Here is an 11,600-nt window from a genome sequence, read left to right on the forward strand (position 1 = left end):
GACGTTCGCCTACTCCGTGAGGTCGATCTCCACCATGATCTCGGCCGAAATGGCCTCGCGCACGGAGGCCAGCAGCCCGGCCGGCACCTCGGAGTCGACGGTCAGCACGCTCAGCGCCTTGCCGCCCGCTTCGTGGCGCGCGATCTGCATGCCGGCGATGTTGATCTCGGCGGCGCCGAATTCGCGGCCGTAGACAGCAACGATTCCCGGGCGGTCCGTGTAGAGCATCACGATCAGGTTCTTCGCGAAGGGAACCTCCACGTCGTAGCCGTTGATCTCGACGATCTTCTCGATCTGCTTCGTGCCAGTGAGGGTTCCCGAAACCGACACCTGCGATCCATCGGCGAGAGCGCCACGCAGGGTGATGATGTTACGGTACTCCGGCGATTCCGGGTCGGTGAGCAGGCGCACGGTCACGCCACGCTGTTCGGCGAGCAGCGGCGCGTTCACATACGAGACGGTTTCACTCACGACGTTCGTGAAGATCCCCTTGAGCGCGGCGAGCTTGAGAACGCTCACGTCGAACTCGACGAGTTCGCCTCGAACCTCGATGTCGACGCTCGTGAGCGGGCTGTGCGCCGCGATGCCCGAGAACACCTGGCCGAGCTTTTCAACGAGGGGAATGCCCGGTCGCACGTACGGGTCGATGACGCCGCCGGCAACGTTGACAGCGTCGGGAACGAGCTCGCCGGAGAGAGCGAGGCGCACGGACTTGGCCACTGAAACGCCGGCCTTCTCCTGTGCCTCGTCGGTGGAGGCACCGAGGTGCGGTGTCGTGATGATGTTCTCGAGCCCGAGCAGGCGAGAATCGGTGGGCGGTTCGCTCACGAAGACGTCGAGTCCGGCACCGGCGATGGTTCCCGCCGTCAGAGCGTCGAAGAGCGCGTCCTCATCGATCAGTCCACCGCGAGCCACGTTGATGACGAAGGCCGTCGGCTTCATGAGGGCGAGCTGCTCTGCCCCGATCATGCCAGTGGTCTCCGGCGTCTTCGGCATGTGAATGGTGACGAAGTCGGACTTCTGAAGGAGTTCCTCGAGAGACACCGGAGTAACGCCGAGCTGCTGGGCGCGTGCCGACGTGATGTAGGGATCGTAGGCGATCACGTTTGTGCCGAAGGCCTGCATTCGTGCCGTGATGAGCGCGCCGATACGGCCGAGCCCGATGATGCCGATGGTCTTCTCGTAGAGTTCGACGCCGGTGTACTTGGAACGCTTCCACTGGCCGTCGGCCAGCGCGCCGCTCGCGGCCGGGATGTGACGGGCCAGGCTCAGAATGTGGCCAACCGTCAGCTCGGCGGCCGAGATGATGTTGGATGTCGGGGCGTTGACCACCATGACACCGGCCGCGGTCGCGGCCTTGATATCCACGTTGTCGAGGCCTACGCCCGCTCGGGCGATGACCTTCAGCATTGGTGCAGCCTTGATGGCCTCGGCATCCATTTTCGTGGCAGAACGAACCAGAACGGCGTGCGCGGTGGCCAACTCGGCGAAAAGCGCGGAGCGATCCGTGCCATCGACGTGGTGGATGTCAAAGTCGGGCCCGAGGGCATCGACAGTGGCGGGGGAAAGTTCTTCGGCGATCACAACTACGGGCTTCGACACTAAATCGGTTCCTTAGAATGCATAGATTGGTTGTTGGCGCGACCAAGGGCACCAAACACAGTCAGCCTACTGGCTGCAGAATAGGCGGATGAGCACCATGACGTTTCTTGACCTTCAGTTCGCCCTGCGAATCCTGCTTGCCATCGTCTTCATCGGCGCCGGCATCACGCACTTCCGGCCGGCCGTGCAGCGCACCATGGCGGCCATGATCCCGCCACGGCTGCGCGTCGCCGGGCCGGCCAATCCACGGAATCTCGTGATCTTCACCGGTGTCTGCGAGATCGCCGGTGGGCTCGGGCTGCTGGTGCCCGCCACGGCAGCGCTGGCCGGCGTCGCCCTCATCGTCTTTCTCGCGGCTGTCTTTCCCGCCAATGCCTACGCGGCCGCCCACAAAAAGCGTTTCGGCCGGGTGGCGATCCCCTTCTGGCCGCGGCTGATCGCCCAGCTCGTGCTGATGGCGCTCATCGTGCTCGCGATTCTCTAAACGAGCAGACGCCCCAACCCCATGACGAAGACGTCGAGGGACAGGGCAGCGGATGCGCACAGGCCCACGCCGTAGAGCAGCACCTGCCCGAGCGGGGCTCGGGCGCGTCCGAGCCAGAACGCGCCGGCGAAAAGCACGACGGGAACGATGATGGCCCCGATGAGCACGACCCAGCCGAAGGCGCTGAATTGCGTGTCGAGGCTCTGCACAGTGCTCAGGAGGCCCACGAGGTTTCCGACGGCCTCCCACACGTCGTAGGCATAGAACAGCCCGAAGAGCACCGCAATTGTCACTGCCAGCCAGGCAGGAGTGCGTCGCCGGGTTGCGAGGGCCGTCTCGGTGACGTCGGTCATGCGTTCCCTCCCAGGAGCAGGGGCAGCGGCGCGAGCACGACGACCCCGATCAGCAACCATGTCAGGCGCAGGCGCGGCCGGTCGTTGGTGAGCCAGAACGATGTTGCGAACCACACGATCGGGGCCGCGACGGCGAGCCAGGTTCCGAGCGAGAACATGAAGGTGGCGACGGGATCAGTGCTGGCCGGGGTGACGATCCTGCCTGCTCCGATGAACCAGCCGATCGTGTAGAGCAGGTAGACCCCGGCCAGAATCCCCATGAACACCAGAGCGGCTGAACCGGCGAAGTCGGGAGCGGCCGCATCCGATGTCCTCGGCTCTTCGGCATCCGGTTCTGTGACTGCCGCGTGGGTATTCTCAACCTGCTCGGTGGAGTGCGGGATCGACCAGCCTTCGACCAACTGCGGCTCGACGGACCCGGGCGTGAGCGTGGGGTCGTCGTCACCGCCCCAGCTCAACGCGTCGTTGTCCCGGTTGGATGTCATTGCTCCAGAATATCCCACCCTCATCCGTACCGGGTCGAGTGAGCGCTGCTAGCCGAAAAGCGGCTTGACCGCCGTGATCAACTGCTGGATCCCGAGCGCGATGAAGAGCAGTGCACAGACGCTGAGCGCAATGTTCGTGGGCAGCTTGTTTTTCCACTCGACAGGGATCCGTTTCCCATTGAGCAGCCCCAGCAGGGTGATCGCGAGGAAGGGCATGAAGAGCGAGCCGAGCACACCGTAGGCGAGGATGAGTCCGATCGGCTGGCCGAGCAGGAACAGGATCATCGGTGGAAAAGTGAGCCAGAGCAGGTAGAACTTGAAGTACTTGCCACCCACGCGCGTGTCGGGGTGGCCCGAGGCCTTGCCTCGCATGTTGCCCCAGAAATCCGCGAACATCAGGCTCACGCCGTTCCACACGCCGATGATCGACGAGAAGGATGCCGCCCAGAATCCGACAAGGAACCCGGTTCCCACCACGACGCCGTACTTGTCATTGAGAACCGTCGACAGGTCGACGAGGCCTTTGTCTCCAGCACTCAGGGTGATGCCGGCCGCACTGACGACCTCGGCGCCGACCACGAGCATGGCGATCACGAAGATACCGGTCATGACGTACGCCATACGGTTGTCGATGCGCATGACCTTCATCCAGCGCGGCGTCGACCAGCCTTTTTCTCGCAGCCAGTAACCGTAGGCCGCAAGCGTGATGGTGCCGCCCACGCCGCCGGCCAGTGCGAGCGTGTAGAGCACACCGCCTTCGGGAATGATGGGCACGAGACCGGCGATCATAGCCGGGAAGTCGGGAACGGCGATGACCGCGAGCCCGACGACTGTGACGAACATGATGCCTACGAGCACCGCCGTGATCTTCTCGAAGATGGCGTAGCGGCCGAACCACACCATGGTGAGGCCGGCGAGTCCCATGAGAATGGCCCACACGGGAAGTGGCAGGGCAGGGAAGAGAGCGGCGAGGGGAAGGGCCGCAGACGACATCGCTGTGGCACCGTAGACGAAGCCCCAGAGCATGATGTACGGCCCGAAGTACCAGGTGGTCCATTTGCCGAGCGACCGCCAGCCCTCGAAGATCGTCTTACCCGTTGCGAGGGTGTAGCGTCCAGCGCCTTCGACGAGCACGATCTTCAGAACGACGCCCAGGATGACGGCCCACAGCAGGCCGTAACCGTAGCGCGAACCGGCCACGAGCGTCGCGACCATGTCGGCCGCGCCCACTCCGGTGGCGGCAACCACCAGTCCCGGACCGACTATTTTCCATTTCGGAGCGGGTCCATCGCTGAGAGCCGGATCGGCGACAGCAAGGCCGTCTCCGGAATTATTGTGTGAACTCATGGTGCGGCTGTTCCTGACGGCATTGTGAGGCGGATGGCCCCCCACCGCTGCAGGTGTGGCAATGCTGTGCATCCGGGCACAGGACCTCGGCACGGACCGAATCCGTGCACTGGCGCCAGTCTACGTGCACAATTTTGGGGCCGAGTTCGCTCTGGTCGAGCCCGCGCCCCCCTGCGCCGTCAACCCACCAGGGTGAAGGCCCCCGATCGGGACACTCCGTCGTAGCCACCCTCGGGCGGCGGGAGGGCGAAGAGCGCGCCGATGGTCGGCGCGACGTCAACCGTGCGGGCGGGGTCCGAGAGCACTCTCCTCGGCCCCACCCGGTCGCTGCCACCCGTGATGAAGAACGGGATTGGCTCGGTCGCCGGATGCCCGTGATTACCGGGTATCGGGTTCGCCACAACGGTCGGATCGGAGAACCGCCACCCCGCTCGGCAATAGACCACGAGGTCGCCCGCCTCCACCCCCAAGCGCAACTCCGAGGGATCGGCGATGGACAACACCCCGGGATGCGCCAGGACAAGATCACGCACGGAGGCGAGCGCTGCGGTGCGAGTTTCCGCAGCACCGACCCAGTACAGCAGGTCGGCCCCGCCATTCTGTCCAATCACAATGTTGTCGCGAAGCTCGGGCTGGCCCGAGAGAATCTGGTCCACTGAGATGACGTTGGTCGGAATCGACCAGTCCATCGAGTGGTCGGCGAGGACTATCAGCACACTGCTCGACCACCGGTCGGTGGCAACGAGATGATCGACGAATCGCCCCACCTGATGGTCCGCAGAGGCCAGCGCGGCCGTGCGTGCCGCGCGCAGCGTGGTGCCCGTCACGTCGGAATGACCCACCCTGTCGACGTCGCCCAAGTTCGTGAAGACCAGGTCGGGATCGGCGGAGTCAACCATGGCGATCAGAGCGTCCATGGTGAACTGATCCGGGGCGTGGTCGGTGATAGGGACGAGGGGTGATGGCTCCCACCGATAAGTGGCCCGTTCACCGAAGATGCCGAACAGGTATGCCTTACTCAACACGGACCCCGTGGTTCGACCGGTTTCCCGGAGTCGTTCGAGCAGAGTTGGGAATCGGAGATCGGTCGGCCGATCAAGGTCGCGCACGACGCCCTCCGCCCTGTCGTAGACGGCGTTCGCCGAAACTCCGGAGCGGTCGGGGCGCACGCCCGTCATCATCATCACGTGGTTCGGGATAGTCTCCATGATCGGCAGCGACCTGGCCGCGGGAAAATTCGTTCCCCCAGTGCGTAGCTCGTGCAACCGAGGGGTGAGGTGTGTGGTGATCTCATCGGGCCTGCACCCGTCGACAACCAGCACGTACACCCGCGTGCGAGACCCCGGCACGGCCTCCGCTGTTGCTGCAGTCGGCGCCACGGCCCACACCGCGCCGGGAGCGGCAGACAACAGCACAGCGGCGCCCGTCCCGATGGCGATCCTCAGGAATTGACGACGATCCGTTGCCGCCGACCCCGCGCCGGGCAGCGGCGTCACAGCCCCGCTCCCCGGTCCGCTCCGACGCGTTCCGTGACCGAACGGGTTCCGGCCAGCACCTGCCACGAAGTTGAGAGTGCACTAGTCGATGCCGGGCTCGTGCGCTCCGCGAGCACGTACCAGTCCATCGTCACGGCGGCGGGTGTGATATCCAGAACGGAGTACCCATGCGAGTCGAAGTCGAGGTACTTGACGTGTGGATTCGCTATCTTGAAGGCCTCTTCCACGGCGACCGATGCCGTTCCCGCCGGCACGCCGAGGATGTCATCCAGGTTGTCGCTGGTCACAGACGTGCAGACGAGCTCGGCGGCGACGGATGCCCCGGTCGTCGGGTACGTCAGCGGATCCGCTGGCACGTCGCAGGCCCACCCGGAGTGGATGTCACCGGTCAGGAATACGGCGTCCACAATGGCGTGGTCGCGCAAATGGCCGACCACCCGGCTTCGGTCCGCCGTGTACCCGTCCCACTGATCGACGTTGTAGGGTACTCCGTCGATCGTTGTGGCGCCCAGGAGCTTCTGGGCGCCGCCGATCTGGGCGGCCGACAGCGTGGAGGGAAAGCGCACTGGTGTGATCATGACGGGGTTACCCACGAGCTTCCACTGGGTGGTCGCGGCTGAGAGGCCATCGAGCAGCCAATCCATCTGAGCGGCCCCCGTGATGGTGCGCTCGGGGCTGGAAACGGACGGATCGGCAACGCTCGCGGCCTGTTGACTGCGGTAGGTGCGCAGATCGAGCATCGAGACGCTGGCGAGCGTGCCGAAGGAGAAACGACGGTACAGCTGGCCGCGGGGTTCAAAACGCACGGGCATCCACTCGGCGTAGGCCTGTTGGGAAGCGGCCTGCCGCGCGCTCCACGCGCCCTCCACGCCCTCCGTGTGATTCTCCGCTCCCCCTGACCATGCGTCGTTGGCGAACTCGTGGTCATCCCACGTCACGATGAACCCTACTGCAGCGTGCAGGGCCTGCAGATCGGGGTCCTGCTTGTACTGCGCGTGGCGACGGCGATAGTGCTCCAACGTGGTCATCTCGATCGCGGGATCGTGAGGTCGCACGACCACGTCGCGCGCCTGGTACTCGCCTGGCGCGTATTCGTACAGGTAGTCGCCGAGGTGCAGAACCACGTCGAGGTCGCCACGGTCCGCCAAATGCCGGTAGGCGGTGAAATAACCGGCCTGCAGGTTGGCGCACGAGACGATGCCGATACGGAGACGGTCGATGCGGGTGTCTGCCGCGGGGGCGGTGCGGGTGCGGCCCGTGGCCGATTGCGCCCCGGCACACCGGAATCGATACCAGTAGTTCGTGCCCGGATTCAGGCCCGCCACGGCAACCTTGACGGTGTGGTCACGTTCCGGGCCGGTCGGCGTCTGCCCTCGTGCGGTGATGCGCTGGAACCCCGAGTCCTCCGCGACCTCCCAGTCCACGGCCACGGCAGGCCCTACTCCGGAACCGGGGATCGCTGCGAGGGTCGGCGTCACCCGGGTCCACAGCAGCACGCCGTCGGGAAGGGGATCACCGGATGCCACACCGTGGTGGAATCCGGTGGAATCCCGTCCCGTCAGTGTCGCCGCACGGGCCGGGCCGTTGCCCGCTGACGCGGTCGCGGCGCCCGCAAGGATGAATACGCCGGCGGAAAACAGGTCGCGTCGGGTGAAAGAATTCATGCCCCCAGTATGGGGGGCTCCGTGGTTTCCCCCTGACGAACGAAGCCTTTGTTCACCGGCTGTTCAGCTCGCTCTGACCTCGAATTTCCCGACAAACGAAGAAGACCCAGCCGAGGATTCCGACGAGGCAGATCCGTTCGGCGAGCCCGAGCATGCCCGGGGCCGCCACGATGGTCAGGCCGAGAAAAGCGAGGCCGGCCAGGCCCACGGCGGTAAAACCGACTGCAGCGCCGCGGCCGCCGGACAGCGATCCGCTGCGCCAGAGCCATCCCGTCAGCGTCGTGATTCCCGCCAAAGCCGCCAGGAATCCGACGGTCGCGACAGTGAGATGTACGGCTCCCGCAGCCGTGTGGGCGACCAGTCCTGCTTCACCATCGGGGTGAACGTCCGTGGGGAAAAAGGCGAGCACGGCCGAACACAGTCCGCCGAACCCGAACAACACCAGCCCCGATCGGCGCAGCGGTCCGCCTCCGGTCAGCCCTGCGAGCGCCCCTACGGCACACGCGGAGGTCACGGCCCTGCCCAGAAAGTTGACGTTCATGATCCACCCGAATGGGCCGACGGCGAGGTTGCTTTCAGCGTCGCTTATCGGGCTGTAGTGCGGGGGAAGGAATTGCAACACGGTATCGACGACCGCGTACCCGGCCGCACCGATCATGGCGGCCGTGGCGTATGTTCGTCGGCTGATTCTCGGCACGGACAACCTTTCCGGGATGACCTTCCCGTTCCTTAAAAGAAAGGACGGGACCGATCTCGTGAATCGGCCCCGCCCCTGTGGTTGTGCTGGCTAGCGGGCTGCTTCGCCGTCTACGTAGTCGTCGTCGTTCGATGCGTTCCAGGAGAAGAGCTTGCGCAGCTCGCGGCCGGTGGCCTCGATCGGGTGCTCTTCGCCCTTCTTGCGCAGCGCGAGGAACTCGGGTGCTCCGGCGTCCTGGTCCTTGATGAAGCGCTCGGCGAACGCGCCGTTCTGGATGTCGGCGAGAACGGCCTTCATGTTCTCCTTGACGCTGGGGTCGATGACGCGGGGGCCGGAGACGTAGTCGCCGTACTCTGCCGTGTCGGAGACGCTCCAGCGCTGCTTGGCGATGCCGCCCTCCCACATAAGGTCCACGATGAGCTTGAGTTCGTGCAGAACCTCGAAGTAGGCCACCTGCGGCTGGTAGCCGGCCTCGGTGAGAACCTCGAAGCCGTACTGGATGAGCTGCGAGGCGCCGCCGCAGAGAACTGCCTGCTCGCCGAAGAGGTCGGTCTCGGTCTCTTCGGTGAACGTGGTCTTGATGCCGGCGGCACGCAGGCCACCGATCGCTTTGGCGTAGCTGAGCGTGAGCGGCCAGGCGTTGCCGGACGCATCCTTCTCGACGGCGACGATCACGGGAACGCCGCGACCGGCTTCGAACTCGCGGCGCACGGTGTGCCCAGGTCCCTTGGGAGCGACCATGACGACGTCGACGCCCTCGGGAGCCTCGATGTAACCGAAGCGGATGTTGAAACCGTGTCCGAAGACGAGAGCCTTGCCGTCAGCGAGGTTGGGGAGCACGTCGTCGGCGTAGAGGTGGCGCTGAACCTGGTCGGGAGCGAGGATGACAATGACGTCGGCCCAGGCCGCGGCATCCGCTGTGCTGAGCACGGAGAATCCGGCCTCTTCGGCCTTCGCGATGGACTTCGAGCCGGCCTTCAGACCGATTTTGACCTCGACACCCGAGTCGCGCAGGTTCTGCGCGTGGGCGTGTCCCTGTGAGCCGTAGCCAATGACGGCCACCTTCTTGCCCTGGATGATCGACAGGTCGGCGTCTTTGTCGTAGTAAATCTCAGACACGTGTGGTTCTCCTTGTGGTGTTGGTCGTTTTGCGTGAAGCAGGGTCAGTTTTTGAAGACTCGTTCGGTGATGGATTTGGAACCGCGGCCGATCGCGAGGAGGCCCGACTGGGCGAGCTCGCGAATGCCGTACGGCTCCAACACCCGAAGCAGGGCCTGGGTCTTGCCGGTGTCACCCGTGACCTCGATCACGATGGCATCCGTCGACACGTCGACAACGCGGGCTCTGAACAGGGTGACGGCTTCGAGCACCTGGGAACGCGTGACGTTGTCGACGCGCACCTTGATGAGCAGGTGCTCGCGCTGAACGGATTGCGAGAAGTCCAGCTCGACGATCTTGATGACGTTGATGAGCTTGTTGAGCTGCTTCGTCACCTGTTCGAGCGGAACGTCTTCGACGTCGACGGCGATCGTGATGCGGGACAGGCCCTTGATCTCGCTGTGGCCAACGGCGAGGCTCTCGATGTTGAAACCCCGGCGAGCGAACAGACCTGCCACTCGGGTGAGGAGGCCGGGCTTGTCTTCGACGAGCAGGCTCAGAACGTGACTCGTCATGGTTATTCGTCTCCCCAGGTCGGTGCGTGCTCTTTGGCGTACTGCACATAGCTGTTGCTGACGCCTTGCGGCACCATCGGCCAGACCATGGCATCCCGGCTGACCACGAAGTCGATCACAACGGGGCGGTCATTGGTGGCGAGGGCGAGCTTGATCGCGTCATCGACCTGGTCGGCGCTCGTGACACGAATGCCGAGGGCACCGTAGGCGTCAGCCAGCTTCACGAAGTCGGGCACCATCGCGGTGCCGTGTCCGGTGTTCAGATCGGTGAACGAGTGACGTCCGTCGTAGAACAGGGACTGCCACTGCCGCACCATGCCGAGCGACGAGTTATTGATGATCGCGACCTTGATCGGGATGTTATTGATCGTGCAGGTGGCCAGCTCCTGGTTGGTCATCTGGAAACATCCGTCGCCGTCGATCGACCAGACCACACGGTCGGGGTTGGCGACCTTGGCGCCCATAGCTGCCGGAACCGAGTAACCCATCGTTCCTGCGCCGCCCGAGTTCAGCCACGAGTTGGGACGTTCGTACTTGATGTACTGGGCCGCCCACATCTGATGCTGGCCCACCCCGGCGGCATAGACGGCTTCCGGCCCCGTAAGTTCGCCGATGCGTTTGATCACGAACTGCGGTGCGAGCAGTCCGTCGGCCGGTTCCGAATAGCCGAGCGGGAATTCTTCCCGCAGGCCATTGAGGTAGGTCCACCACTCGGTGGTGTTCCGCTCGGTTCCCGCCGCGGCCTCGGTGTAGGCAACGGTCAGGTCAGCGATGACGTCCTTGGCATCGCCGACAATGGGCACATCGGCCATTCGGATCTTGGAGATCTCCGCCGGGTCAACGTCAACGTGTACGATCTTCGCGTTCGGCGCGAATTCCGAAATCTTGCCGGTCACCCGGTCATCGAAACGAGCCCCGAGGGAGATGATGAGGTCCGCCTCCTGCAGTGCCAACACTGCCGGCACGGTTCCGTGCATTCCCGGCATCCCCAAATGCTGCTTGTGAGAGTCGGGGAACGCCCCCCGGGCCATCAGGGTCGTCACGACCGGCACGCCCGTCTTCTCCGCAAGCTCGAGCAGCTCGGCAGAAGCGTGCGCCCGGATGACGCCGCCGCCAACGTACAGCACTGGCTTGCTGGCCGACGCCAACAGTGCCGCGGCAGCCTGTACCTGCTTGCCGTGCGCTTTCGTGATCGGTCGGTAGCCCGGCAAGTCGAGCTTCGGCGGCCAGATGAACGGCGCGACGTTCTGCTGGGCGTCCTTGGTGATGTCCACGAGCACGGGGCCGGGACGACCGGTCGACGCGATGTGGTACGCAGCGGCGATGGCCGCCGGGATGTCCTCTGGCACGCGAACGAGGAAGGAATGCTTGGTGATCGGCATCGTGATTCCCACGATGTCAGCCTCCTGAAAGGCATCCGTTCCCATCGACGTGGAGAAGACCTGACCGGTGATGCAGACGATCGGTACCGAGTCCATGTAGGCGTCGGCGATGGCCGTCACGAGGTTCGTCGCCCCGGGACCTGACGTCGCAATCGCGACCCCCACACGGCCCGTGGACGAGGCATAACCCTGCGCGGCGTGGCCGGCACCCTGCTCATGGCGAACCAGGATGTGCCGGATTTTGGTCTGCGTCATCAGCTCGTCGTAGAGCGGGATGACAGCGCCACCGGGAATGCCGAAAACGTCCGTCACACCGAGAAGTTCGAGCGTGCGGATGATCGCGCCCGACCCCGTGAGCATCTCGGGTTCGCTGTCGGACCCCACGTTCGACAGCGAAGCGGTGGGCAGTGGAGCAGA

Annotated in this window: 11 protein-coding genes; 1 reads left to right on the forward strand and 10 read right to left on the reverse strand. The window is 64.7% G+C overall.

The features are described 5' to 3' along the window. Positions 1–9: 9 nt before the first annotated feature. The gene (gene serA, locus BJ997_RS11205) at positions 10–1,602 is read right to left on the reverse strand and encodes a phosphoglycerate dehydrogenase (protein ID WP_035836062.1); all 1,593 of its coding nucleotides are present in this window, start codon (positions 1,600–1,602) and stop codon (positions 10–12) included. An 88-nt stretch (positions 1,603–1,690) separates the two neighbouring features. Here serA and BJ997_RS11210 point away from each other — a divergent pair, with 88 nt between their 5' ends. Next, the gene (locus BJ997_RS11210) at positions 1,691–2,086 is read left to right on the forward strand and encodes a DoxX family protein (RefSeq protein WP_035836061.1); all 396 of its coding nucleotides are present in this window, start codon (positions 1,691–1,693) and stop codon (positions 2,084–2,086) included. On the opposite strand, the gene BJ997_RS11215 is transcribed toward BJ997_RS11210, so the two are convergent. The 9 genes from BJ997_RS11215 to BJ997_RS11255 all read right to left on the reverse strand — a co-directional run bounded on the left by BJ997_RS11215 (position 2,083) and on the right by BJ997_RS11255 (position 11,543). After that, entirely contained in the window at positions 2,083–2,439 is a 357-nt protein-coding gene (locus BJ997_RS11215) for a hypothetical protein (protein ID WP_052542098.1), read from the reverse strand. The genes BJ997_RS11210 and BJ997_RS11215 overlap by 4 nt on opposite strands. Beyond that, entirely contained in the window at positions 2,436–2,924 is a 489-nt protein-coding gene (locus BJ997_RS11220) for a hypothetical protein (RefSeq protein WP_035836060.1), read from the reverse strand. Before BJ997_RS11220 ends, BJ997_RS11215 begins: the two co-directional genes overlap by 4 nt. Before the next feature lie 48 nt (positions 2,925–2,972). Beyond that, positions 2,973–4,271 (reverse strand): Nramp family divalent metal transporter, encoded by a 1,299-nt coding sequence (locus tag BJ997_RS11225; RefSeq protein WP_035836059.1) that lies wholly within the window; start codon positions 4,269–4,271, stop codon positions 2,973–2,975. 179 nt (positions 4,272–4,450) lie between these two features. Continuing rightward, entirely contained in the window at positions 4,451–5,767 is a 1,317-nt protein-coding gene (locus BJ997_RS11230; RefSeq protein WP_236628878.1) for an alkaline phosphatase family protein, read from the reverse strand. Then, positions 5,764–7,431: an alkaline phosphatase D family protein gene (locus BJ997_RS11235; protein ID WP_035836058.1), complete on the reverse strand. Its 1,668-nt coding sequence runs from the start codon at positions 7,429–7,431 to the stop codon at positions 5,764–5,766. Before BJ997_RS11235 ends, BJ997_RS11230 begins: the two co-directional genes overlap by 4 nt. Before the next feature lie 52 nt (positions 7,432–7,483). Further along, positions 7,484–8,128, reverse strand: coding sequence for a DUF998 domain-containing protein (locus tag BJ997_RS11240; RefSeq protein WP_152602125.1), 645 nt, complete (start codon positions 8,126–8,128; stop codon positions 7,484–7,486). A 90-nt stretch (positions 8,129–8,218) separates the two neighbouring features. After that, complete coding sequence (gene ilvC / locus BJ997_RS11245) at positions 8,219–9,289, reverse strand: ketol-acid reductoisomerase (protein ID WP_084141132.1); 1,071 nt, start codon at positions 9,287–9,289, stop codon at positions 8,219–8,221. A gap of 2 nt (positions 9,290–9,291) precedes the next feature. Then, a complete protein-coding gene (gene ilvN / locus BJ997_RS11250) occupies positions 9,292–9,801 on the reverse strand; it encodes an acetolactate synthase small subunit (RefSeq protein ID WP_183323453.1) in 510 nt (169 codons plus the stop codon). Positions 9,802–9,803: 2 nt separating this feature from the next. Continuing rightward, positions 9,804–11,543 (reverse strand): acetolactate synthase large subunit, encoded by a 1,740-nt coding sequence (locus BJ997_RS11255; protein ID WP_236628880.1) that lies wholly within the window; start codon positions 11,541–11,543, stop codon positions 9,804–9,806. Positions 11,544–11,600 lie beyond the last annotated feature (57 nt).

This window comes from Cryobacterium roopkundense, assembly GCF_014200405.1.
Classification (GTDB): Bacteria; Actinomycetota; Actinomycetes; order Actinomycetales; family Microbacteriaceae; genus Cryobacterium; species Cryobacterium roopkundense.